This window comes from Halobellus litoreus, from assembly GCF_024464595.1.
Lineage (GTDB): Archaea > Halobacteriota > Halobacteria > Halobacteriales > Haloferacaceae > Haloquadratum > Haloquadratum litoreum.
The window spans coordinates 98,968-121,135 of record NZ_JANHAW010000001.1 but is presented as its reverse complement, the minus strand read 5'-3'; the positions used below and the strand labels follow the sequence as shown (position 1 = coordinate 121,135).

Below are 22,168 nucleotides of genomic sequence, written 5' to 3'. Positions count from 1 at the left end.
GACCCTCGGGGTGCAGCGGGTGTCTCCGCATCGCTCGTTCGCGCCGAAATCGTTCGTGGGAGTCGGTGACGCCCGCCCCAGCGAAAGGAAACATCTTTAATCGCGCCACCGAAACGGTCGGATGCAGTGGGCCGGTAGCTCAGTCCGGCAGAGCGTCTGACTCTTAATCAGACGGTCGCGCGTTCAAATCGCGTCCGGCCCGCTCTGTTGCGAACGACAGTGAGCAACGAAGTGGCAACGACGCGATTTGCAGCCCTGCCAGTCGCAGCCCGGAACGGTCCGGAGGGCCGCACGCCCGGACCGTCTGGCTCCGGTTCAAATCGCGTCCGGCCCGTCCATACTCCGCGAGCAACGTCGCGAGCGGAGCGCCGGAACTCGGCGAGGTTTGAATCGTAGAGAGGTCTCGCGAAACGACGCCGACTCAGTCGTCGCTCAGTTCCTCGAGGAGCGTCTCGATGTCGTAGTTCTGCAGCGGGCGAGTGCTGTGCCTGAGCGTCGAGACGACGAACGTCGAATTCGTCCGGCGGACCTCCTCGATGGTTTCGAGGTCGGTGATGAGCCGTTCGACCATCTCCTGATCGGGGAGATGTGCGACGACGACGAAGTCGGTCTCGCCCATCGTAAAGTACGCCTGCGAGACGCCCTCGACCGCGAGGATCTTCTCCTCGAAGTCGTGGTGCGAGCCGTGGTAATCGGTGAGCAACTCGACGAACACCGTCACGCCGAGGCCGACCTTCTCCAGGTCGATGTCGTAGAGGTCGTTTTCGACGATGCCGGCCTCTCTGAGGTTGTTCAGCCGGTAGTGGATCGTCGACACGGGAATGTCGGTCTCCTCGTGCAGGCGCTCGGGGCTCCCGGTCCCGAGGTCCGAGATGGCCTTCAACAGGCGGATGTCGCGTTCGTCCATACGTTCGTTGGAACCCCTTTCGCGTCGTATGGGTTGTATGTTGCGCCTCTCAGCGTGGCGGTCCCCCGAAGGCACTTACTACCGGCCGGAGTCTGTCACGGTGGGATGAATCGTCGCAGGTATCTCGCGGCTACCGGTGCCGCCCTCACCGCGCCGCTCGTCGGCTGTTTTCAGTCCGACGCCGAACCGACACCCACGGGATCGACCACCGACACGACGGAGTCGGGTTCCGGGCCGGCGGAAGCGGAAACCGGGAGGTCGACCGACCGTGGCGCCGGAGGCCGCTCGATCGACGGGCTCCTCCATAACGACACGTCTGTGCCGAGATCGTTCGCCGTCACAATCACCGATACCGACGGGACTGTGCTCCTGGAGAAGGAGCGAACCGTCGGACCGAGCGGCTCCGCGTTGCTCCCGCGGATCGGACGACCGGGCACGACCCGCGCGGTCCAGGTCGCCGTCGGCGACACGACCGTGTTGAAAGAGGTCGCGTTCGACGTCGAGCGGACGCCGCAGCGGGTGGACGGGTACGTCGAAATCAGGTACACCGACAGCGGCGACGTCACGGTCGAATTCACGCCGATCGCCTACCCGCATACCGAGGTCGTCACGGCCGACCCGAGAGTCGATACGCCGCCACAGGCCATCGAACGCCCGCAGACGCCCGCGGACCCGAGCGAGAGCGGCGACTGGAACGCAGAGTACCTCGGCGAGACCATCGCGACGACGCCGTCGCTCGATTTCACGACCGTCGCGCGTCGCGGTGGGGCGCGCCCGCCGATGCGCCACCGCGACCCGGAGGGGGAGCTGTACTGGGTGACGCTCATCACGGACGAAGCGACCCGGGATACGTTGCTCGATCTCGACGCCGTCGATGAAACCGCGCGGCAGCGTCTGTCGAGCGTGGACTTCACCGAATCCGTGCTCGTCGCCGTCGAAACCGGGTACGGATCCGGCTCCGTCGAACATCGGTGGGCGCGCGTCGAGGAAACTGCGAACGGGGTTCGTCTGCACGGCTACTACACGGATCCGTGGATCCAGACGGACGACCTCACAACTCGTGGCTCGATCGTCGAGATCGACCGACCGGCCGGTGAGGTGACGCTGGCGCGGGTCAGTCTCACTGTCAGCGAGGACCGCCGCGTTCACTTCAACTCCACCGAGGGGCTCGTCACGATGGAGTGACCGATATCGAAACGTGCTCGAAACTCGCGCGGTCTCGACGGAGCCAGCTAGAGCCACTGGCCGAGTCGAGACGGCGGCCGTTTCGGTTCAGTCCCCGACGGTATGCGATCGCGTGTCTGCAACCGCCTCGAAGCGGCCGGCGGTCGCACGACAGGGTTGCCAAACGATCTATTATTTTGGAGAACGCAAAGTGACGATCTGCTAAAAGATTTTTATCGTATTGAGACATATCAATAGGGTATGCTACCGCAAAGCACCGTAGATGCGACAGCCGTGCTACTGCAGGCGACACAGAGCGATGCGTTCTCGCAGATCCAGGGGGACGCGCTGCTCAGTTCCTCGCTGTGGGTGAATATCGCGCTGGCCGGCCTTTCGATCGTGCTCTTCGTGTATATGGGTCGGAACGTCACCTCGCAGCGCGCTCGCCTGATCTGGGGGGCGACGCTGATGATTCCGCTCGTATCGATCTCGAGTTACCTCGGGCTCCTGTCCGGGCTCACCGTCGGGTTCATCGAGATGCCCGCCGGACACGCTCTCGCCGGAGAAGAGGTGATGAGCCAGTGGGGGCGCTATCTCACGTGGGCGCTCTCGACGCCGATGATCCTGCTCGCGCTCGGACTGCTGGCCGACGTCGACACGGGGAGTCTGTTCACCGTCATCGCGGCCGACATCGGGATGTGTGTGACCGGCCTCGCGGCCGCGCTGACCACCTCTTCGGTCCTCTTCCGCTGGCTGTTCTACGTGGTCAGCTGTACGTTCTTCCTCGTCGTCCTGTACGCCCTGTTGACGACGTGGCCGAAGGCGGCGGCCGACGCCGGAACGGGTGAAATCTTCGACACGCTCAGGCTGTTGACCGTCGTCCTGTGGCTCGGGTATCCGATCATCTGGGCGGTCGGGGTCGAGGGACTGGCGCTCGTCCAGTCGGTGGGCCTCACGTCGTGGGGGTACTCCGGACTCGACATCCTCGCCAAGTACGTGTTCTCCTTCCTGCTCCTCCGGTGGGTGGCCGCGAACGAGTCGATCGTCTCCGTCGGCGCGAGCGGGTCGCTTTCCGGGACGTCCCCCACTGACGACTGAGGCGACTCGGAACGACCCTCACAGCGGCGACCGACCGACGCCGGACCGGCAGACGCTCACCGCTACGGTCCGGGTTTAACCCCACAAACGACTTATACCGCGGGGGAGGATTTCGGGTATGTTCGACCCGTTGCAACTGTCGCTGGATCCGACGCAACTCGGCCTCGAATTCGGGAGCGGGGCGGTCATCGGCGGGATCATCGGATTCGCGGCGAAGAAGGTCGCGAAGATCATCGCGATCATCGTCGGCCTCGAACTGGCGCTCTTCAAGTTCCTCGAGTCCCGCGGCATCCTCACCGTCGACTGGGAACGACTCTCGGCGGGTCTCGTGAAAACCACGCAGGGAGCGGCCGACGGGACGCCGCCGGACTGGATCTCGACGATCCTCTCGACGCTGTCGATCTCGGCGGGGTTCACCGGCGGCTTCCTGGTCGGGTTCAAGAAAGGATAGTTTCGGGTCCGCCGTCGCGTCGGTCTAGCGCGTGCTGAGTTCGTCTTTGTCCTTGAGGATCCGCGTCTCGGCCTCGCCGGAGGTGTGTTCGTTCACCATATCGTAGAAGTCGTTCTGCATTCCGGCCGGGAACGTCACGACGCCGACCCACGAGCCATCGGGCTGCCACTCCTCGCGTTCGAGGTCTCCGTACTCCCGGACCTGCGCCTGTGTCTTGCCGGCGTACTCCGGCGGAATCTGCACCGCAACGGTCACCTCGTCGAACCGGATCGGGATCACCGGCCGGAGCGCGTCGAGGGCGTCGTCGACCTGCGACTCGACGGGTTCCATCGGATCGACCCGGAACCCGGCCTCTTCGAGCGCGCGCTCGATCCGCTCCGGCGGGTGCGGCGCGTTGTCCATCTGGGGGTTCACCGCGTTGCGAGCGATGCGGTTGATCAGGTTCTTGCGCTTCTGTTCCTGCATCTCTCGGCGCTGTTCGGCCGTGATTTGGATCTCCCCGCGGCGGACGACCTCGGGGATGATCTCCAGCGGATCCGTGGTCCCGAACACCGTCTCCAGATCCTCCTCGGCGGGCCGGTCGCCCCGAGAGGCGTCCTCGAAGACGTCCTCGGCGGCGATCACGTCCTCCAATTCTCCCTCGAACTCGCCACGCTTGATCGAGAGAGCGGCGTCGGGATCGACCAGTACCTCGAACCGCTCGCCGTGGGATTCGAGTCGCGCCGTCACGGCCTCGTCAAGTGAGATCATACCGCTATTTTCTTCCTCTGTGGTAAAAAGCCCTCCCCGTTTCCCCGGCGGCGAGAGTACCGACTGCCGTCCCCCGACGGGCGTCTCGAATCGGGCGGTGGCCGGGACCTAATCCGACCGGACAACGGGATACATACGTTTTCTATTTCGTGACAGAACGTAAAAATATGATATTAATGATCGCTTTCGGTCTCACTCGACGACGCTAACTCGCGATTAACTAAGCCACCGGATGGTGACCGTGTGGGTATGTCGCAGGTCTTCGATGCAGATTCGGACGCGAACGAAGAATACCTCTACCACGTCGTCTGTCACGACTGCCCGACGGAGTCCGTCTCCGAGCGCGCTTCCGACGCCGAAGAGCGAGTCGACGAACACCGGTCGTCGACCGGCCACGACATCGAAGTGGCACAACTTCCGAACGAACGGTCTGCCTGATCCGGGCGCGGCTGTCGCAGAGTCCGGACTGCCCGCTGCTCGGTACCGCTCGTGTGAACCGTCGGATCAGCCCGACAGCTGTTCGATGACGGCCAACAGGTCGCTCTTGTCCTGGACGCCGACGACGCGTTCGGCGGCTTCCCCGTCCTTGTAGAACTCCAGCGTCGGAACCGAGCGGACGCCGGCGTCGCGAGCGATGTCCTGGTGTTCGTCGATATCGACCTTCAGGACGGCCGCGTCGGTTTCCGCCGCGATCTCCTCGACGGTCGGTTCAAGCATCTTGCACGGGCCGCACCAGTCCGCGTAGTAGTCGACGAGAACGACGTCGTGGTCGGCGAGGAGTTCTTCGAGGTGGTCTGCGCCCTCGACGTGGATCGGCGCGCCGGTCGCTTCGGGTGTACTCATACCGGGTTCTATTGGCGGCAGCCTCTTACCTATTTCGAGGGTTGGGGCGCTCGTCGCACGACCGTCTCCGGCGGCGTTTGTGACCGATTATTCGTCCGAACGGCCGACTGCAGGCGGTCAGCGATTCGACGTCCCTTGCGGTTAATGCGGTCGTTGCGCATCTATTCGGTGATTACTGCTCTTCAGGCCGTCCCATAACGTCGTACTGGAGGAGCACGCCGTCATCGATGTGCGTGACTTCACGCAGCGACAGCCGGGGGAAGGATTCGACGAATCCCGGCCCGTCCGCGACTGTCGGTGCGTCTCGACCGCCGATGACGAGCGATCCCACGTACAGCGAGAGTTCGTCGACGAGACCGGCCGCGAACAGCGAGTAGATGATTTCACCTCCTCCTTCGACCATCAGGTCGTCGACGCCGCGCTCGTCGAGTTTCGCGAGTGCCTCGGGCAGCGACACCTGCTCGTCGCCGGCGACGAGCACCTCGGCCCCCGCGTCTTCGAGCGCGGCTTTGCGGGTCGCTGTCGTCTCGTCTGCGACCACGACGTACGTGGTCGCCTCGTCGTCGAGGATTCGGGCATCGAGCGGGGTGCGGCCGCTGGAATCGACGACGACGCGGGCGGGGTTCCTCGGGTCGCCGCGGGCCTCGCGCTCTTGGCGACGGCTCGGGTCGTCGAGCGTCAGGTGCGGGTCGTCGGCGAGCACCGTCCCGACGCCGACCAGCACGGCGTCGCTCGTCGCGCGGAGCCGGTCGACCCGCGCGAAATCGTCGGAGCCACTGATCTCGACCTGTTCGCGCCGACGCGTCGACAGCTTTCCGTCCGCGCTCGCGGCGGCGTTGACGACCACGTGCATAGTGCGGTGTTCGCGCGGAGGTGTCAAGCGGATTTCGGTGTGACACGCCCACGAAGAGAGGAACTATGACGGAAATACGGATAGAACTTATGTACACGAACCTGGTCTATCGAACCACGATGTCGCCGAAAGTCCTAATGCTCGGGTGGGGGTTTCCGCCGAACGTGAGCGGCGGGCTCGACACCCACGTCGGGGAACTGTTCGACGGAATGCGGGACCGGGGCCTCGACGTCGAGCTCGTGCTCCCGGCCGAGTACGCGCCCGCGGATCGAGACGGGATCATCGGCGTGCCGACGGGCGACGGTGACATCATCACCCGCGTCGGTCGGATGAGTTCGACGTTCGCCGAACGAGCCGAGGACGCCGACGTTATCCACACACACGACTGGTTCGGCTACGGTCCCGGGTCGCGCGCGAAGTCGAACACGGACGTCGAGTGGGTGACCACGTTCCACTCGCTGTCGGCGGATCGCAACATCGACCCGCCGAAGCGAGAGGTCGAAACCGAGCGGCGGCTCGCCGACCGCGCGGACCATCTCATCGCGGTCAGCGAACTCACCGCGGGCGACGTGAAAGAGCAGTACGGCGGCGACTGTGAGGTGATCTACAACGGCTTCTCGGAGTGTGAGACGACCGGACGGGACTACAAAGCGGAACTCGGCATCGACGGCGAGATGCTGTTCTTCGTCGGCCGTCACACCGACCAGAAGGGCATCGCACACCTCGTGTACGCGATGGAGAAACTCCGGCGCGACGACGTCACGCTCGTGATGGGCGGCTCGGGGCATCTGACCGACCAACTGAAGCGCTTCGCGGAACTGCTCGACGTCGACGACAGCATCGAATGGGTCGGGTACGTGCCCGAGGAGGAACTCGGCGACTACTACGCCTCGGCGGACCTGTTCGTCTCGCCCTCGCTGGCCGAGCCCTTCGGGATCACGATCACGGAGGCGCTCTCGGCGGGGACGCGGGTCGTCGCCACGAGGAGCGGCGTCAACGAGGTGCTCTCGGACGACTGCGTCGTCGAGGTGACGCCGGACTCGACGTCGATAGCCACGGGGATCGAGCGGGGACTCGCGCTCGACGGCGCCCCGGAGTACGACCCCATCACGTGGGACGAAGTCGTCGACGAGACGATCTCGTTCTACGAGCGGGTCGTCTGATACTGATTACGCTCGCTTTATCCCGCCGAGCGTCACCGCCGACGGCGCTCGGCGGTACGAGACGAGAGTAAGTATGATGAAGCGTCGACGCCGCACGGAGGGGAGGAACGCACCGGCGAATCCCACACCCCGTGAAATTCATCGCAAGACGCGAACGTCGGTCACCGGTTCGGGGTGTCGGATCCGGTAGCCGTCGGCCGTCGGGACCAGGCCCTCGCTCGGCAGACTCTGTCTGGCCGCTTGATACGGGCTGTCGCTCTCGGCGCCCTGGTACGGACTCTCCCGCTGTGTTCCGCGGTACGGGCTCTCGTCGTGGGCCGCCTGATACGGGCTGTCGGTCTTCGGTTCGGCCTCCCGCTGGAAGTCCTCCGGCGGGAGGTAGATCCGCTCGCCCGACGCCGAACGGACGATCACGGCGGTGTCGCGGTCGCCGCGCATCGTGATCACGGTCGCCCCGTCCTCGACGTTCACCGAGAAGTTCACCCGCTGGGCCGCCTCTTCGGGCTCCCGTTCGGCTGTCTCGGTGTTCTCGTTGGTCCCCATACGTCATCATTATTCGGAGTTCACTTATAGGGAGTGCAAGCCGACAGCCACAACCCCGTAGCAGACCCAATCGGAGGGAGTCTGCCACCGCCGTGGTCCCACGCCGTCGGCCTGCCAGTTGGATTGGGACCGACTCCACCGACGGCCGTCGATCGACAGCCGGTGTGACGGTCGGACACAAATACGCCGATTCGAAGCTAGTCCTTATTGGGAACCAGTATATACGGCCCCCGAACGTCAAGTAGTGGGACGACGAATTGGGGGTATGGACGTCCGAGACGCAACGACTGGAGACATCGCCGAGATTCGAAGAGTCGCGACCGAGTCGCTCAGCGCCTCGTACGGGCACGCCATCGACGAGGAGACGATCACGGCGGCCGTCGACAAATGGTACAGCACCGATCGATTGACCGAGGCGCTCGCCGACGAGCGGGAGGTCTTCGTCCTCGCCGTCGAAGACGGTTCCGTCGTGGGATTCGCCCAGAGCGAGATCGCGGACGGGAGAGAGCGGGTAGGCTATCTTGACTGGCTCCACGTCGTCCCCGAACACCGCGGCGGCGGTATCGGGTCGCAACTGCTCGCGCGGCTCAGACAGGAACTCGTCGCGTCCGGCGTCGACCGACTCGAAGGCCGCGTCCTCACCGAGAACGAAGAGGGCGTCGCATTCTACGACGAACAAGGGTTCAGCGAGGTCGGCGAACGGACCGTCGATATCCGAGGCGAAACGTTCTCCGAGCGGGTGTACACCACGTTCCTCGACGACGAAGAGGAGACCGAGACCGGACTCAGCCGCCGACAGACCGACGACGGGACGACCGTCTACGTCGCCTACGACGAGTCGATGCGGGGCTCGGACGCGCCGTTCTTCGCCGTCTACCTCGACGAGGAACGGACGGAGCGATACGGGTGGCTGTGCGGTGCCGACGAGAGCTTCGACATCGCGATCGACACGATGGAGCGACTGGAGTGCAACGACTGCGGGAACCGGCGGAAACCCGTCCGCTGGGACGCCGCGTATCTGTAAAACCCACCTTTTTGCGCGGTGGGTTTCCTCGCTCGCTGCGCTCGCTGTGGGAACCCACTCGCTATGTCGCCCGTCCTTACGCACCATTTAGTGTGGCTGAAAATCTCGCTCGGCTCACGGCCGTTCGGTACAGGTTGTGCGATAATGTGCCGTTATTATGGCTCCCCCGCCGAGCGCTGTTGTCGTAAAGAACACTCGAATGCGAAAGGACAAACGTCTCTCTCCCGTACCATCAGGTAATGAGCGAATCAAAAGACACCGATATGAAACCAAAAATATCAGTTGCGGTCGTAGACAAGACGCACGCGAACGAAATCCCCGACAACATCGACTCTGAACTATATACGACAACGAGACCAGAGTCGTCGCTGGTCGAGTTTACGGCTGACCCTGACGGCGAGTTGGCAGAGGCACTCAGACGGAACGGCTACGACGCGTGAACTAGTAGCGCTCCGCTCGATTATCACGCATAGTATACTGAGCGGCTGACTCACCGAAAATGGTCGTGCGGTCGACGGCCTCGAACAGTCGACCCATCTTAGTTTCCAAGAGATGTACCGCGAGCGAGGTCGGAGGCCGAGCGAGCGGCATTTTTTCCTCCGCCGTGAGACGCGAAGCGTCTCACGAGCCTTGCTTCGCTTCGCTCAGCAAGACAGGTTTTTCCGCGGTGAGTTCCCGCAGCGAGCGCAGCGAGCGAGGAAGCCCACCGCGGAAAAAGTGGGTGTCTAGTGTTGCACTTTCCCCTGAATCTCCGTCACGATGTCGGGATTCCGGAGCGTCGTCGTGTCGCCGAGTTCCTCGCCGTTGGCGATCTCTTCGAGCAGGCGACGCATAATCTTTCCAGACCGCGTCTTCGGCAGTTCGGGCGTGAAGATCACCTGTTCGGGACGGGCGATCGGGCCGATGGCGTCCTCGACGCCCGCGATGATCGCGTCACGCATCTCGTCGGTCCCGTCCTGACCCTCCTCGAGGATGACGTAGGCGTAGACTGCCTCGCCCTTCACTTCGTGCTCGCCGCCGACGACCGCCGCTTCGGCGACGCCCTCGACGCCGACGATGGCCGACTCGATCTCCATCGTGCCCAGGCGGTGCCCTGAGACGTTGAGCACGTCGTCGACGCGGCCCAGGATGGTGATGTAGCCGTCGTCGTCGATCTTCGCGCCGTCCTCCGGGAAGTACACCCACTCGTCGGCGTCGGGATCGGAGTACTCTCGCCAGTACTCGTCGACGAACCGCTCGTCGTTCTGATACAGCGTCCGCAACATCCCCGGCCACGGCTTCTCGACGGTGAGATAGCCCGCGCGGCCGGCCTCGACTTCCTCACCAGCGGTGTCGACGACCGTGGCGTCGATTCCCGGGAGCGGCGGCCCGGCGGACCCGGGCTTCATCGTGCCGACGCCGGGCAGCGTCGTCACCATCATTCCGCCAGTTTCGGTCTGCCACCAGGTGTCGACGATCGGGCACTGCTCGTCGCCGATGTGCTGGTAGTACCACTTCCACGCGCGGGGGTTGATCGGCTCGCCGACCGTCCCGAGGAGTCGGAGACTGGAGAGGTCGTGTCGCTCGGGGTACTTCGAGCCCCACTTCATGAAGGCGCGGATCGCCGTCGGCGCGGTGTAGAACACGTCGACGGCGTACTTCTCGACGATCTCCCAGAGGCGATCCCGCTCGGGGAAGTCGGGCGTCCCCTCGTACATCACCGTCGTGGTCCCGAGCGACAGCGGCCCGTAGACGATGTAGGAGTGCCCCGTGATCCAGCCGATGTCCGCCGAGCACCAGTAGGTGTCTTCGGGTTCCAGATCGAGGACGGCGTGGGAAGTCCACGTCGTATACGCGAGGTAGCCGCCCGTCGTGTGTTTCACGCCCTTCGGTTCGCCGGTCGTCCCCGATGTGTACATCAGGAAGAGCATGTCCTCCGCGTCGCGTTCGACGGGATCGACGCGGGCGCCCTGGTGCTCTGCCATCAGGTCGTCCCAGTCGTGCTGGTTGCCTTTCAGGTCGTGTCCGAAGCCGTCGTCGCCGAGGCGGTCGACGACGACCGTCGCGTCGACGCCGTGGTCGACGCCGTCGAGCCCTTCGTTCGCCTTCGCGAGATGGTCGAGAGCGTCGCCGCGGCGGTAGTAGCCGTCGCACGTTACCAGATACCGGGAGTCGGCGGAGTTCATCCGCGTCGCGAGCGCGTCGGCCGAGAACCCCGCGAAGACGACGGAGTGCGGTGCGCCGATGCGGGCGCAGGCGAGCATCGCGATCGGGAGCTCCGGGACCATCGGCATATAGAGCGTCACGACGTCGTCCTCCTCGACGCCGAGGTCACGCAGGCTCGCCGCGAACTCGTTGACTTCGCGATAAAGATCCTGATACGTGTAGGTCCGCGTCTCGCCGTGTTCGCCCTCCCACTTGATCGCGACGCGGTTCTTGTCGCCGCTCTCGACGTGTCGGTCCACGCAGTTGTACGAGGCGTTCAGCGTCCCGTCGGCGAACCACTCGTAGAACGGTCCGTTCGACTCGTCGAGCACCTGGCTGTACTCGGTCTCCCAGTCGAGCAGATCCGCCGCGCGCGTCCACGAGCGGGGCCAGTCCTCCTCGAACTCCTCGTAGATCGACTCGTCGGAGACGTTCGCCTGCTCGACGAACTCCTCGCTCGGCTCGAAGGTCTCCTGTTCCACCAGTCGCGCCTCGAGTTCTCCGTCTCCTTCTCCGTCAGTCATATTCGTCCTTATTATTCGAACACCGGATGATAAATCTGTGCGACTGCGTCCCGTTCGCCGGAAGTAATCGAACGACTGCAGCGGCCTCCCGCAGATACAAACGGTTGCGCTGGATCTCAGTCGGCAGGAACGGCCCGGGTCGTTTTTACCGGCAGTGCCCTAGTGTCGTGTATGGATAGCGAACGACCGGGGAACGCCGACGAGTCCACGGAAGCGCGACCGATCGGTCGTCGGCCCGTGTTGCTCGCGGGCACCGGAATGCTCGTGGGATCGCTGAGCGGCTGCCTGGGCGGCAATGGAGGGGGCGGAGACGGAAGCGACGACGCCCCCGCGGCGATTACGATCCCCGAAGACGCCACCTGCGACGTCTGCGGGATGACGATCCGACAGCATCCGGGTCCGAGCGCGGAGATCTTCTACGCCGACCAGGAACCCGAGGGCCACGAGAACCCGGCTCGCTTCGACAGCACTTGGGAGGCGTATCAGTACGAGTTCGAACGCGACGAGGAGGGCTGGGAAGACGTCGCCTTCTACGTCACCGACTACTCCGCAGTCGACTACGAGACGTTCGAAGACGGCGGCGACACGCTGATCACGAGACACTACGAGGCGTCGTCGTTCGCGCCCGTGACGGACGTGACGTTCGTCGTCGACTCCGACGTCAAGGGGACGATGGGACGTGATCTGATCGGGTTCGGGGACGAGGCCGACGCCGAGTCCTTCCAGTCGGAGTTCGGCGGCTCGCTCACCGGTCACGACGGCGTCACGCCCGAAGTGGTCGCCGGTCTCGGGATGTGATGGCGCTCCTCTCGCCGACCGGCACCCGTTGGCTGACCGTGTTCGTGAGCCTCGCGCTGGTCGCCGCGAGTCTCTCGTTCCTGCTGACGCCCGCCAGCGGCGAGTCGCTGCGCCCCGTCGATTTCGCGGACACGGTGAATATGGGCGGGACCGGCGTCGACGCCCGCCGCGCCGACGACGAGGGGTTCGTCCTCCCGCGGGTCGAGGTGTTCTACTCGGGCTATCGGTACGTCGTCGGCTACGTGGGCATCGAGACGGCCGTGAGCGAACTCGGCGATTCGGGCGCCCGGCGACAGTTCGGCGACCCGCTGGCGGTGTACGTCTCCGACTTCTCGACGATCGAACCGACCCTGACCGACGAGGGGTTCGTCGTCCCCGAACGCGGGCGGGCCGTCGGCTGGACGCCCGCCGACACCGCGTTCTACGTCGTCGGCAGCGACGCCGCGATTCCCTCGGGAACCGTGACGGTCGCCTTTTCCGACCGGGCTGACGCCGAGGACTTCGCCGCGGCGCACGGGGGCGAGGTCGTCGACTGGGAGTCGTTGCAATCCCGGGTCGGGGACCCGCTCCCGGAGAAACTGGCGGGGTTCGAGGCGAGCGTCGCTGACCGGCACGCCTGGGCGAACGACACCGTCGCGGACGTCGAAGCCCACCGGCAGCGACCCGTGAGCGTTGTCGTCGGTGCCGACGCCGCGTCCCTCGCCGAGCGAGCACCGACAGACGGGTCGGTCCCGCTCGACGTTCCACGAGACGCCGCGAGCGAACCGACGGTGTCGGCGGCGCTTGACGCCGCACCGTCGAACACGACCGTCTACGTTCCACCGGGCACCTACGATGTCGACCGCGTGGTGGTGAACCGCTCGGTCACGCTCGCCGGTGCCGGTGCCGAGACGGTGCTCCGCGGCGACGGCAACCGCAGCGTGCTCTACGTCCGAGCGGACGAGGCGGCCGTCTCCAACCTCCGGATCGAGGGCGTCGGCGACGTCGGGAGCCGCGGCCGCGACCTCCGGAACGACTCGGCGGATTGGGACACGACAGTCCAGTTGGCCTACGGCTACGGCGACGCGGGCGTCGTTCTCGACGGCGCGGCCGGCGCGTCGGTCTCGAACGTCGCGGTCGACACGCCCGCGAGCGGCGTCGTCGTCCGCGAGAGCCCCGACTCCGTGATCCGGAACGTGTCTGTCGAGGGGGCCGAGACGGCCCGCGAGGGATTTATGGGCGTCGTGCTCATCGGCGCGGCGAGCGTCGTGGAGGACTCGACGTTCCTGGGCGGTCGCGACGGCGTCTACACCCACCGCGCGGACGGCAGCGTCGTCCGCGACAACGAGGCGGAACCGGGCCGGTACGGGGTCCACGAGATGTACACTTCCGAGTCGCTCGTCGCGAACAACACCGTCAGGAACGGACAGGCGGGCGTCATCGTGATGACGCGCCCGACTGGCAACGCCGTCGTCGGCAACGACGTCCGCGGGAGTACGTACGGCGTCGTCCCCGCCGGCAGCGACTCCTACTACGCGCGGAACGTGGTCGTCGACAACGAGTACGGCCTCCAGGTCGCCGGGGACCGTAACGCGTTCGTCGACAACGTCGTCCTCGAAAACGAGGTCGGCGCGCGAGCGAACGACATCCTGCCGTCGAACTGGGTACTCAGAAACGACTTCCTGCGCAACGAGCGCGCGGTCGAGTCGCGGATCGGGCCGCTGCGGACGTGGTCCCACGGCGGCGTCGGCAACCACTGGGGTGCGCTCCCCATCGCCGACGGCGACGACGACGGCGTCTACGACCGGCCGTACCGACCGACGGGGTCGGTCGACTCGCGGCTCGGAACCGTCTCGGGCGCGACCGCGCTGGCGCAGTCGCCGGCCGTAGCGACGCTGCGCCGCGTGCAGGACGCCGTCTCCGGACTCCGGCAGTCGGGCGTCGTCGACACCGACGCGCGGACGCGGCCGTTCCACCCCGCGGTGATCGACGACGCGCTGTCCGACGGAGCGGCCGACCTATCGGAGCGCGACGTCGAGTCGATGGCCGCCGAGGCGGATCCGCCCGACAACGCGACCGCTCGCCGGACCGCGAGCGGGACCGCCGGAGGTGACGCGTCGTGAGCGAGGACGCGCCAGCGATAGCCCTGCGGGCGCGGTCGATCGAACAATCCTTCGGCGACGTCGAGGTGCTCTCGGGCGTGTCGCTGTCGGTCGAGCGCGGCGAGGTGGCGGCGATCGTCGGCCCCAACGGCTCCGGGAAGTCGACGCTGCTCAACGTCCTCGCCGGGATCGCCGCCTCGGACGACGGGTCGGTGTCGATACCGCGGGGGAGAGGCGGCGCTCGGAGCGTGGGATATCTGCCTCAGCGGCCGGCCTTCCGCGAGGGGTTCTCCGCGCGCGACACCCTCGGCTTCTACGCGCAGTTGCTCGACGGCGTCGACGACGACGACGTCGCCGCGACCCTCGACCGCGTCGGCCTCGGCGAGGTGGCGGACCGGTCTGTCGGGTCGCTCTCGGGGGGAATGACCCGACTGCTCGGGCTCGGCGAGGCGGTCCTCGGCGACCCCGCGGTCCTGATTCTCGACGAACCCGGCAGCGGTCTCGACCCGGCGATGGTCGAACGGCTGTTCGACGTCGTGGGCGACCTCGCGGCCGACGGCACGGCGGTCGTGGTGGCTTCCCACGAGCTCCCGGCGGTCGAGACGCACGCGGACACGGTCCACGTGCTGGACGGGGGGACCTTCGCCGCGAGCGGGTCGCCAGCGGAGTTGCTGGCGGAGACGGGCGCCAATTCGCTCTCGGCGGCGTTCCTCCGCATCGTACGAGCACGGGCCGGCGAACCGACCGTGCGTGCGGGCGTCGGGGGAGCGAGTGTCGTGTCCGAACCTGGCGTCGATGGGTCCGGTGCAGACGTCGAGGGGTCCGGGACGGAGGTCGACGAGTCCGGGACGGAGGTCGACGAGTCCGAGACGGACGCGGGCGAAGCGGAGGTGACCGTCGATGAGTGAGTCCGACGGGGTCGGCGAGGGGACTCGATCGGGGGGCCGCGCGCGAGTCGCAGCCGTCGTTGCGGACCTGTTCGTGATCGCCACGCGGGAGCTCCGAACGATCGTGAGAACGCCGGCGCTGCTGGCGCTGGCGGCCGCCTTCGCGGTGAGCGTCGTCGGGGTCGCGTGGGCCGGGACCGGCGGCGGCGGCGGGTTCGTCCCGCTGACGCTCGACCTGCTGACGTTCGTCGAGGTGCTCGTGCCGCTCCTGGCTATCGCGTTCGGTTACCGATCGATCCTCGGCGACAGACAGACGGGAGAGTTGGACGTGCTGCGCACCTACGACGTGGAGCGACTCTCGTACGTCTTCGGCGTCTACCTCGGTCGCGCGCTCGCACTCGTCGGCCTCGTGGTGGGGACGCTCCTGGTTGTGGGGCTGTTCGTCCCGCTTCTCACTGCCGACATCCCGACGTTTCTGGCGATCAACGCCGCGGCCGACTCGGGGGTTCGCTACCTCCGGTTCGTCGTGCTCTCGGCGGCCTTCACCCTCGTCGTCCTCGCGGCGGTCGTCGGCATCTCCGCGGCGACGCGCACCGTCCGAACGGCGCTGGCGCTGGCGGCCGCGCTGGCGCTCGCGCTCGTCGTCGGCATCGACACGGCGCTCGTCGCCGGCCTCGCGAGCGGGGTCGTCCCCGAAGACGGACTCGCGGTGCTGCTGGCGCTGAGCCCGAACAGCGCTTTTCGGGGACTGGTCCTCTCCAGTGCGGTCGGCGTCGTCGGCGGCGCGGACGTCGCTGCGGGCAACCCGTTGCTGAACGCGCTCGGACTCCTCGTCTGGTGGGCCGGGAGCCTCTCCGTCGCGGTCTGGCGCGTCTGGCCCGCGGTGGCCCCGATCGCGAGCGATCCGTCGGTTTCCGATGACGCCGGAGGCTGACCGGTCACCCGAAGTTCTCGACCTTCGCGTCGTCGGGACCGAGCCCCGCGGCGTCGAGGGCGCTCGTCGCGTCGTTGACGAAGTCGGCGAAACCGTAGACGAACACCTGCTCGTCGGCCGCGCGCGTGAGCGCGGCAGCGACGGCGTCGTCGAGGCTTTCGCCCTCGGCCACGACGTCGACCGCCGCGCCCGAATCACGGAGGGCAGCCAGTCGGTCCTCGTGAGCGGGAGCGTCCGTGCGGTAGACGATTGCGGCCTCGTTGCCGTCGGCGACGGCCGCCTCGGCGATGCCGACCGCGGGGCCGATCCCCGGGCCGCCGGCGAGGACGACGACGCGCGATTCACCCTCGTAGTAACTCTCCCCGAACGGCCCGGAAATATCGAGTTCGCCGCCCGCTTCGAGGTCGATCAGGAACCGGCTGAAGGGCCCCGCTTCCTCGGGGTCGACGCCCACGGTGACCTCGAAGGTGTCGTCGACGCCGGGCGACGAGAGCGTGTAGAACCGCGCGTACCCGTCGCCGTCGATCGTGGTAGAGAGCTTCACGAACTGTCCGGGTTCGGCGTCGAACCCCTCGGGCGACTCCAACTCGAGTGCGACCGTCTCCGGCCCGACGTCACGGACCGCGCTGACGGCGACTGTCGCGTCCATACCACGGGGTTGGGGACCCCCGGAGAAGGACTTTGCCTTCCGGAGACGCCCACCCCCGGGCGCTCGTGGCTCGTTCGACGATCGGGGAATTCGAGACTCCTGCCGCCGTGTCCGGCTCTCGAATCTGCGATGACTGTTTGGTCATTTATAAGTGCAATATTTGCTGTTCGTTAGCCAGTCGTGCCGATATTTCCGTGTTTTTATTCACATTCGTGGGTTTTTGAGAATACTGAACCGTTCCTTTTTTCAATGGCTTTCAGAAGGCTTTTCTTCGGTCCAGAGGTACCTCTTAGCCACATGCCTGCGGACTTCAATTGGGCCATCGGCGGCGAAGCCGGCGATGGCATCGACTCGACGGGGAAAATCTTCGCCCAGGCGCTCTCCCGAGCCGGGCGGCACGTGTTCACGTCGAAGGACTTCGCCTCGCGGATCCGCGGCGGATACACAGCGTACAAGGTCCGGACGGCGGTCGATCCGGTCCAGAGCGTCGTCGATCGCCTCGACGTGCTCATCGCGCTGACCCCGCGCACGATCGAGGAGAACCTCGACGAACTCCACGAGGGGTCGGTCATCATCTTCGACGGCGAGCGGACCACGATGGAGAACGTCGAGATACCCGAGGGAATGATCGGCCTGGACGTGCCGCTGAAGCGGCTCGCCGAGGAGGCCGGCGGCGCGATTATGCGCAACGTCGTCGCCCTGGGTGCGGCGTGTGAGGTGTCGGACTTCCCCATCGAGAACCTCGACAGCGCACTGGAGAAGCGCTTCGCCTCGAAGGGGCAGTCGCTCGTCGACAACAACAAGGAGGCCGCGCGGGCCGGCCGCGAGTACGTCGCCGAGGAGTACGACCACGAGTTCGACTACGAACTCGAAACGACTGACTCCGATTACGTGCTGCTCAACGGCGACGAGGCCATCGGGATGGGCGCCATCGCCGCCGGCTGTAAGTTCTACGCCGGCTACCCGATCACGCCCGCGACGGACGTGATGGAGTATCTCACGGGACGCATCGAGCAGTTCGGCGGCCACGTCGTCCAGGCCGAGGACGAGCTGTCGGCGATCAACATCGCGCTCGGCGCGGCCCGCGCGGGTGCGCGGTCGATGACCGCGACGTCGGGGCCGGGCATCGATCTGATGGCCGAGACCTTCGGCCTCGTCGCCACGAGCGAGACGCCGCTCGTCGTCGTCGACGTGATGCGTTCGGGTCCCTCGACGGGGATGCCGACCAAGCAGGAACAGGGCGACCTGAATATGATGCTGTACGGCGGCCACGGGGAAATTCCGCGGTTCGTGCTCGGGCCGACTTCCATCTCGGAGTGCTTCTGGAAGACCGTCGAAGCGTTCAATCTCGCCGAGAAGTACCAGACGCCGGTCTACATCGCCGCGGACCTCGCGATGGCGGTCACCGAACAGACGTTCCCCCCGGAGGCCTTCGATATGGACGCCGTCGAGATCGACCGCGGCAAGGTCGTCGACGAGGCGTCGATCGACGAGTGGCAGAACGAGAAGGGACAGTTCAAGCCCCACGCGCTCACGGAGGACGGCGTCTCGCCGCGGGCGTTCCCCGGCACGGACGGCGGCGTCCATATGTCCACGGGCCTCGAACACGACGAACTCGGGCGGCGGACCGAAGACACCGAGATGCGCGTCGAACAGGTCGACAAGCGCACCCGGAAGGTCGAGACGGCGCGGGAGACGGAGGACTTCTCGCCGCGGGAGTTCGGCGACGACGACTCGGAAAACCTCGTCATCTCGTGGGGGTCGAACGAGGGCGCGATGACGGAGGCGATCCAGTTCCTCGACGAGGAGGGAATCGACGTGCGATTCCTCTCGGTGCCGTATCTCTTCCCGCGGCCGGATCTCACCGAGGAGGTCGAGGCCGCCGAGAACGTCGTCGTCGTCGAGTGTAACGCCACCGGGCAGTTCGCCGACGTCGTCGAACACGACACGCTCTCGCGGGTCGACCGCGTCAACAAGTACGACGGCGTGCGGTTCAAGGCCGACGAACTCGCAGAAGAGATCAAGACCGCCCTCCAGGAGGCAGACCAATGAGCTCCGACGTTCGATTCACGGATTTCAAATCAGACAAGCAACCGACGTGGTGTCCCGGCTGCGGCGACTTCGGGACGATGAACGGGATGATGAAAGCGCTGGCGAACACGGGCAACGACCCCGACAACACGTTCGTCGTGGCCGGGATCGGCTGTTCCGGCAAGATCGGGACGTACATGCGCTCCTACGCCCTCCACGGCGTGCACGGTCGCGCGCTCCCCGTCGGGACGGGCGTCAAACTCGCGAACCCCGACCTGGAAGTGATGGTCGCCGGCGGCGACGGCGACGGCTACTCCATCGGTGCCGGTCACTTCGTCCACGCCGTCCGACGCAACGTCGATATGACGTACGTCGTGATGGACAACCGCATCTACGGGCTCACGAAGGGGCAGGCGTCTCCCACGTCGCGCTCGGACTTCGAGACGTCGACGACGCCCGAGGGGCCGCAGCAGCCCCCGGTCAACCCGCTCGCGCTGGCGCTCGCCTCGGGCGCGACGTTCATCGCGCAGTCGTTCTCGACGGACGCCCAGCGACACGCCGAAATCGTCCAGGAGGCCATCGAGCACGACGGCTTCGGGTTCGTGAACGTCTTCAGCCCCTGCGTCACGTTCAACGACGTCGACACCTACGACTACTTCCGCGACAACCTCGTCGACGTCGCAGAAGAGGGCCACGACCCGACGGACTACGACGCCGCGAAGGACAAGATCCTCGACGCCAGCAAGGAGTATCAGGGCGTCATCTGGCAGAGCGAGAAGTCGATCCCGTACGGCGAGAAACACGGCCTCGACACCGATATGTCCGAGGTCGACGAGGGGGCGCCCGAGGGCGCGATGGACCTCGTCCGCGAGTTCTACTAGGCCTGTTCGACCGAGAACGGCCACTGCGACGGACGATTGCTACTCCGTCGTCTCCCACGTGAACGACGAGGGGTCCGGGGAAGCTGTGTCCGACGCCGAGGAATCGGGACGGCCGCCGTCCGCCTGCACGGTCGAGGCCTCGCTACCCACTTCTGTCGACAGTTCGGAGGCGTTCGCACCTATCCCATCCGAAGAGTCGGTGTCGATGTCGAACGCCGAGACCTGATCGTGCAGCGATTCGGCCAACTGGGAGAGTTGTTGAATGTTCTCTGTGGCCTCCGACAGCGACGCGGCCTGCTCTTCCGTTGCGGCGGACACGTTGCTCGCCTCTGCAGCGGTCTCCTCACTCACGCCAGAGACCTCGTCAACCATCGCCACCACCTCCTCGGAGGAAGCGGCCTGATCGTCCGTGGCGTCGCTGATCTCCCTGATGCCGCTTTCAGCCTGTTCGACGGCGACCGCGATGTCGTCGAACGTCTCGATTGCGTCTTCGATGGTCCCCGCGCCACGCTCGACCCGTTCGCTCATCGTCTCCATCTCGTCGGCCGTCTCGGCAGTCATTTCCTGGACGTCGTTGATACTGCTCTCGATCTCGTTCGTCGCACGGGCCGCCTCCTCGGCGAGTCCTTTTATTTCGTTCGCGACGACCGCGAATCCCTCGCCCGCTTCCCCGGCGCGTGCGGCCTCGATCGAGGCGTTGAGCGCGAGCAGATTGGTCCGTTCCGCTATCTCGGTGATCATCTCCGTGACTTCCCCGATCTCCTCCATCTCGTCGTCGAGCGATTCGACGCGAGTGGCTGCCTCGGCCGCGCTCTCTTCGATCGACCGGATCTCCTGCGTCGCCTCCGCCGCGTGTTCCTGTCCCGTTTCGCTTCGCTCGACCGCCGTCGAGGCAGTCGAGGCGACTTCCTCCGCCGACGACGCGATCTCCTCGACGGTCGCGGACATATCGTTCATTTCGCCGGCGACCTCCTGGAGGTTCTCGCTCTGCGTCTCGGCGCCCTGTGAGATTTCCTCGACCGAGCCCGCCACTTCCTCGCTCGCCTGTTTGATCTCTTCGGCGCTGCTCGAGACCTCCCCGCTGGAGGTGGCAACCTGTTCCGCGATCCGCTGGATGTCGCCGATACTCCTGTGTAGCTGGTCGATACCTTCGTCGAGGTTCCGTAGGACGTCGCCGTAGTCACCAGGGCGGTCCGTGTCGATATCCTGGTCGAGTCGGCCGTCGCTGAGTTCGTCGCTGGCGTGTCGGATCTCAGCGAAACTCCCGGTGAGTTCGTCGGTTCCGCCGTCGATGCGGCGCATAATGGTTCCGTACGTGCCCGGGAAGTCGGTGTCGACGTCCTGCTGGAGCTCGCCGGATTCGAGGTTCTCGCTGACGGCATCGAGTTCGGCGAAGACCTCGCGGAGGTTCGTCTGGAGGTCCCTGAACGCGTCGACCATCCGGCCGATCTCGTCGTTTTCGGCGTAGTCATCGATCTCGGTGTCCAGACCGCCCTCGCTGGCGGCGATGGCGGCCTCCGAGAGTTCTGAGACGGGTTTCGTGATCCGTCTGGCGACGAAGAGACCGATCAGGATGGCGAGGACGAAAGCGCCGACCGTCAGGCCGATGATCTCTAACTGGCTCGTCTGCGTCGTGCTGTCCGCGATGGCGACCTGTTGGTCCATATCGGCCTGTGCCGACTCTTCGATCGAGTGGGTCTTCTCCTCCATCTCGACTCTCAGCGTCTCCATCTCGGCAGCTTTCTGCTCGGCGAGATCGAAGTTCGCGGCCGCTTGCGCGTCGAAGAATTCCTGGCCGAGTTGTCTGTACTCGTCGTGTTGGGATTGTAGCTCGGCGAATTGTTCTTCCTGCTCCGCGCTCAGGTGGGTCGACTCCAGTCGAGCGGCCTCCTCGTCGAAGCGTGTCGCGGCCTGCTCGAACTGCTCCCGCCCGTCGGGCTCGCCGAGCTGTGCCGCCTGAACCGCGGCTTGCTCTTGTTCGATGGCGACGGTCATACCGGCCGAGGCGGCCATCTTTTCCCCGTCCTGGGCGATGATGTGCGCTTCCTCGTCTACTGTCGACACGGCGTCGTATCCGATGAACCCCGTAACGGCGACGAGCGCCGCCACGAGGACGAACGCGACGACCAGTTTCGGACCGATGTCGAATCGATCGATCGTGATCCGATCAGCGATACTTGTTACCATTCCGACGAGACTCATATTGATTCCCCTGCAACCCCCGACGGAAAAATATACACTTGTGATTATCAGACTTGAAATGAAGACGACGCAATTTGATCAAGACGGACGAGGCTATCGGTCACATAGCAGTTAGTTTTGATCCGGTCCGGAAACATCGGGAGTACGTCAGTCCGAGCTGACGATATGGTCGGCGAAAGCGGGGATCGCAGGCGATCTCGA

21 protein-coding genes and 1 tRNA gene are annotated in these 22,168 nt (G+C 65.7%); 14 read left to right on the top strand and 8 right to left on the bottom strand.

The genetic code is table 11. The features are described from left to right. Positions 1-128: 128 nt before the first annotated feature. Positions 129-202, top strand: a tRNA-Lys gene (locus NO360_RS00570). Positions 203-421: 219 nt separating this feature from the next. On the opposite strand, the gene NO360_RS00565 is transcribed toward NO360_RS00570, so the two are convergent. After that, positions 422-907, bottom strand: coding sequence for an Lrp/AsnC family transcriptional regulator (locus tag NO360_RS00565; RefSeq protein ID WP_256305435.1), 486 nt, complete (start codon positions 905-907; stop codon positions 422-424). A 105-nt stretch (positions 908-1,012) separates the two neighbouring features. Between NO360_RS00565 and NO360_RS00560 the strand changes: the two genes are divergently transcribed. The 3 genes from NO360_RS00560 (at position 1,013) to NO360_RS00550 (ending at position 3,620) form a co-directional block, all read left to right on the top strand. Then, positions 1,013-2,092, top strand: a complete 1,080-nt coding sequence (locus tag NO360_RS00560; RefSeq protein ID WP_256305434.1) for a hypothetical protein — start codon at positions 1,013-1,015, stop codon at positions 2,090-2,092. A 240-nt stretch (positions 2,093-2,332) separates the two neighbouring features. Beyond that, positions 2,333-3,169 (top strand): bacteriorhodopsin, encoded by an 837-nt coding sequence (locus tag NO360_RS00555; protein ID WP_256305433.1) that lies wholly within the window; start codon positions 2,333-2,335, stop codon positions 3,167-3,169. A gap of 118 nt (positions 3,170-3,287) precedes the next feature. Beyond that, positions 3,288-3,620 carry an FUN14 domain-containing protein gene (locus NO360_RS00550; RefSeq protein ID WP_256305432.1) on the top strand — a complete coding sequence of 111 codons (333 nt, stop codon included), beginning with the start codon at positions 3,288-3,290 and terminating at the stop codon, positions 3,618-3,620. Positions 3,621-3,644: 24 nt separating this feature from the next. Here the strand turns inward: NO360_RS00550 and NO360_RS00545 are convergent, their stop codons facing one another. Beyond that, positions 3,645-4,370, bottom strand: coding sequence for a ribosome assembly factor SBDS (locus NO360_RS00545; RefSeq protein WP_256305431.1), 726 nt, complete (start codon positions 4,368-4,370; stop codon positions 3,645-3,647). A gap of 249 nt (positions 4,371-4,619) precedes the next feature. Here NO360_RS00545 and NO360_RS00540 point away from each other — a divergent pair, with 249 nt between their 5' ends. Beyond that, positions 4,620-4,808, top strand: a complete 189-nt coding sequence (locus NO360_RS00540; protein ID WP_256305430.1) for a hypothetical protein — start codon at positions 4,620-4,622, stop codon at positions 4,806-4,808. 66 nt (positions 4,809-4,874) lie between these two features. On the opposite strand, the gene trxA is transcribed toward NO360_RS00540, so the two are convergent. Both trxA and NO360_RS00530 read right to left on the bottom strand, forming a co-directional pair. Beyond that, positions 4,875-5,213: a thioredoxin gene (gene trxA / locus NO360_RS00535; RefSeq protein ID WP_256305429.1), complete on the bottom strand. Its 339-nt coding sequence runs from the start codon at positions 5,211-5,213 to the stop codon at positions 4,875-4,877. Positions 5,214-5,385: 172 nt separating this feature from the next. After that, positions 5,386-6,066, bottom strand: a complete 681-nt coding sequence (locus NO360_RS00530) for a 2,5-diamino-6-(ribosylamino)-4(3H)-pyrimidinone 5'-phosphate reductase (RefSeq protein WP_256305428.1) — start codon at positions 6,064-6,066, stop codon at positions 5,386-5,388. A gap of 137 nt (positions 6,067-6,203) precedes the next feature. On the opposite strand from NO360_RS00530, the gene NO360_RS00525 reads away from it, so the two are divergent. Continuing rightward, on the top strand, positions 6,204-7,229 hold the full coding sequence (locus NO360_RS00525) for a glycosyltransferase family 4 protein (protein ID WP_256307060.1): 1,026 nt from the start codon (positions 6,204-6,206) through the stop codon (positions 7,227-7,229). A gap of 138 nt (positions 7,230-7,367) precedes the next feature. Here the strand turns inward: NO360_RS00525 and NO360_RS00520 are convergent, their stop codons facing one another. Further along, positions 7,368-7,772, bottom strand: a complete 405-nt coding sequence (locus tag NO360_RS00520) for a DUF7510 family protein (RefSeq protein WP_256305427.1) — start codon at positions 7,770-7,772, stop codon at positions 7,368-7,370. A 265-nt stretch (positions 7,773-8,037) separates the two neighbouring features. Between NO360_RS00520 and NO360_RS00515 the strand changes: the two genes are divergently transcribed. Beyond that, positions 8,038-8,796: a GNAT family N-acetyltransferase gene (locus NO360_RS00515; protein WP_256305426.1), complete on the top strand. Its 759-nt coding sequence runs from the start codon at positions 8,038-8,040 to the stop codon at positions 8,794-8,796. A gap of 239 nt (positions 8,797-9,035) precedes the next feature. Continuing rightward, entirely contained in the window at positions 9,036-9,236 is a 201-nt protein-coding gene (locus NO360_RS00510; RefSeq protein WP_256305425.1) for a hypothetical protein, read from the top strand. Positions 9,237-9,521: 285 nt separating this feature from the next. Here NO360_RS00510 and acs read toward each other — a convergent pair whose 3' ends face one another. Beyond that, complete coding sequence (gene acs, locus NO360_RS00505; RefSeq protein WP_256305424.1) at positions 9,522-11,504, bottom strand: acetate--CoA ligase; 1,983 nt, start codon at positions 11,502-11,504, stop codon at positions 9,522-9,524. Between the two features lie 171 nt (positions 11,505-11,675). Between acs and NO360_RS00500 the strand changes: the two genes are divergently transcribed. Genes NO360_RS00500 through NO360_RS00485 form a run of 4 tightly spaced genes read left to right on the top strand, consistent with a single transcriptional unit; the run spans position 11,676 to position 16,204 of the window. Then, positions 11,676-12,302 (top strand): nitrous oxide reductase accessory protein NosL, encoded by a 627-nt coding sequence (locus tag NO360_RS00500; protein WP_256305423.1) that lies wholly within the window; start codon positions 11,676-11,678, stop codon positions 12,300-12,302. Further along, on the top strand, positions 12,302-14,404 hold the full coding sequence (locus tag NO360_RS00495; protein ID WP_345780172.1) for a NosD domain-containing protein: 2,103 nt from the start codon (positions 12,302-12,304) through the stop codon (positions 14,402-14,404). Before NO360_RS00500 ends, NO360_RS00495 begins: the two co-directional genes overlap by 1 nt. Continuing rightward, positions 14,401-15,291: an ABC transporter ATP-binding protein gene (locus NO360_RS00490; protein ID WP_345780171.1), complete on the top strand. Its 891-nt coding sequence runs from the start codon at positions 14,401-14,403 to the stop codon at positions 15,289-15,291. The genes NO360_RS00495 and NO360_RS00490 overlap by 4 nt, the downstream gene beginning before the upstream one ends. Next, on the top strand, positions 15,284-16,204 hold the full coding sequence (locus tag NO360_RS00485; protein WP_256305422.1) for an ABC transporter permease: 921 nt from the start codon (positions 15,284-15,286) through the stop codon (positions 16,202-16,204). The genes NO360_RS00490 and NO360_RS00485 overlap by 8 nt, the downstream gene beginning before the upstream one ends. 4 nt (positions 16,205-16,208) lie before the next feature. Here NO360_RS00485 and NO360_RS00480 read toward each other — a convergent pair whose 3' ends face one another. Next, positions 16,209-16,853 (bottom strand): FAD-dependent oxidoreductase, encoded by a 645-nt coding sequence (locus NO360_RS00480; protein ID WP_256305421.1) that lies wholly within the window; start codon positions 16,851-16,853, stop codon positions 16,209-16,211. A 297-nt stretch (positions 16,854-17,150) separates the two neighbouring features. On the opposite strand from NO360_RS00480, the gene NO360_RS00475 reads away from it, so the two are divergent. Continuing rightward, complete coding sequence (locus NO360_RS00475) at positions 17,151-18,905, top strand: 2-oxoacid:acceptor oxidoreductase subunit alpha (protein WP_256305420.1); 1,755 nt, start codon at positions 17,151-17,153, stop codon at positions 18,903-18,905. After that, on the top strand, positions 18,902-19,765 hold the full coding sequence (locus NO360_RS00470; protein WP_256305419.1) for a 2-oxoacid:ferredoxin oxidoreductase subunit beta: 864 nt from the start codon (positions 18,902-18,904) through the stop codon (positions 19,763-19,765). The genes NO360_RS00475 and NO360_RS00470 overlap by 4 nt, the downstream gene beginning before the upstream one ends. A gap of 39 nt (positions 19,766-19,804) precedes the next feature. Here the strand turns inward: NO360_RS00470 and NO360_RS00465 are convergent, their stop codons facing one another. After that, positions 19,805-21,967, bottom strand: a complete 2,163-nt coding sequence (locus NO360_RS00465; RefSeq protein ID WP_256305418.1) for a methyl-accepting chemotaxis protein — start codon at positions 21,965-21,967, stop codon at positions 19,805-19,807. Between the last annotated feature and the right edge of the window lie 201 nt (positions 21,968-22,168).

Coding starts and splice junctions, on each gene's coding strand:
- NO360_RS00530 (WP_256305428.1), bottom strand. CDS start 6,066: ATGCACGTGGTCGTCAACGCCGCCGCGAGCGCGGACGGAAAGCTGTCG.
- NO360_RS00475 (WP_256305420.1), top strand. CDS start 17,151: ATGCCTGCGGACTTCAATTGGGCCATCGGCGGCGAAGCCGGCGATGGC.
- NO360_RS00515 (WP_256305426.1), top strand. CDS start 8,038: ATGGACGTCCGAGACGCAACGACTGGAGACATCGCCGAGATTCGAAGA.
- NO360_RS00485 (WP_256305422.1), top strand. CDS start 15,284: ATGAGTGAGTCCGACGGGGTCGGCGAGGGGACTCGATCGGGGGGCCGC.
- NO360_RS00495 (WP_345780172.1), top strand. CDS start 12,302: ATGGCGCTCCTCTCGCCGACCGGCACCCGTTGGCTGACCGTGTTCGTG.
- NO360_RS00510 (WP_256305425.1), top strand. CDS start 9,036: ATGAGCGAATCAAAAGACACCGATATGAAACCAAAAATATCAGTTGCG.
- NO360_RS00560 (WP_256305434.1), top strand. CDS start 1,013: ATGAATCGTCGCAGGTATCTCGCGGCTACCGGTGCCGCCCTCACCGCG.
- NO360_RS00555 (WP_256305433.1), top strand. CDS start 2,333: ATGCTACCGCAAAGCACCGTAGATGCGACAGCCGTGCTACTGCAGGCG.
- NO360_RS00465 (WP_256305418.1), bottom strand. CDS start 21,967: ATGAGTCTCGTCGGAATGGTAACAAGTATCGCTGATCGGATCACGATC.
- NO360_RS00550 (WP_256305432.1), top strand. CDS start 3,288: ATGTTCGACCCGTTGCAACTGTCGCTGGATCCGACGCAACTCGGCCTC.
- NO360_RS00520 (WP_256305427.1), bottom strand. CDS start 7,772: ATGGGGACCAACGAGAACACCGAGACAGCCGAACGGGAGCCCGAAGAG.
- NO360_RS00545 (WP_256305431.1), bottom strand. CDS start 4,370: ATGATCTCACTTGACGAGGCCGTGACGGCGCGACTCGAATCCCACGGC.
- NO360_RS00540 (WP_256305430.1), top strand. CDS start 4,620: ATGTCGCAGGTCTTCGATGCAGATTCGGACGCGAACGAAGAATACCTC.
- NO360_RS00480 (WP_256305421.1), bottom strand. CDS start 16,853: ATGGACGCGACAGTCGCCGTCAGCGCGGTCCGTGACGTCGGGCCGGAG.
- NO360_RS00470 (WP_256305419.1), top strand. CDS start 18,902: ATGAGCTCCGACGTTCGATTCACGGATTTCAAATCAGACAAGCAACCG.
- NO360_RS00565 (WP_256305435.1), bottom strand. CDS start 907: ATGGACGAACGCGACATCCGCCTGTTGAAGGCCATCTCGGACCTCGGG.
- NO360_RS00500 (WP_256305423.1), top strand. CDS start 11,676: ATGGATAGCGAACGACCGGGGAACGCCGACGAGTCCACGGAAGCGCGA.
- acs (WP_256305424.1), bottom strand. CDS start 11,504: ATGACTGACGGAGAAGGAGACGGAGAACTCGAGGCGCGACTGGTGGAA.
- NO360_RS00525 (WP_256307060.1), top strand. CDS start 6,204: ATGCTCGGGTGGGGGTTTCCGCCGAACGTGAGCGGCGGGCTCGACACC.
- trxA (WP_256305429.1), bottom strand. CDS start 5,213: ATGAGTACACCCGAAGCGACCGGCGCGCCGATCCACGTCGAGGGCGCA.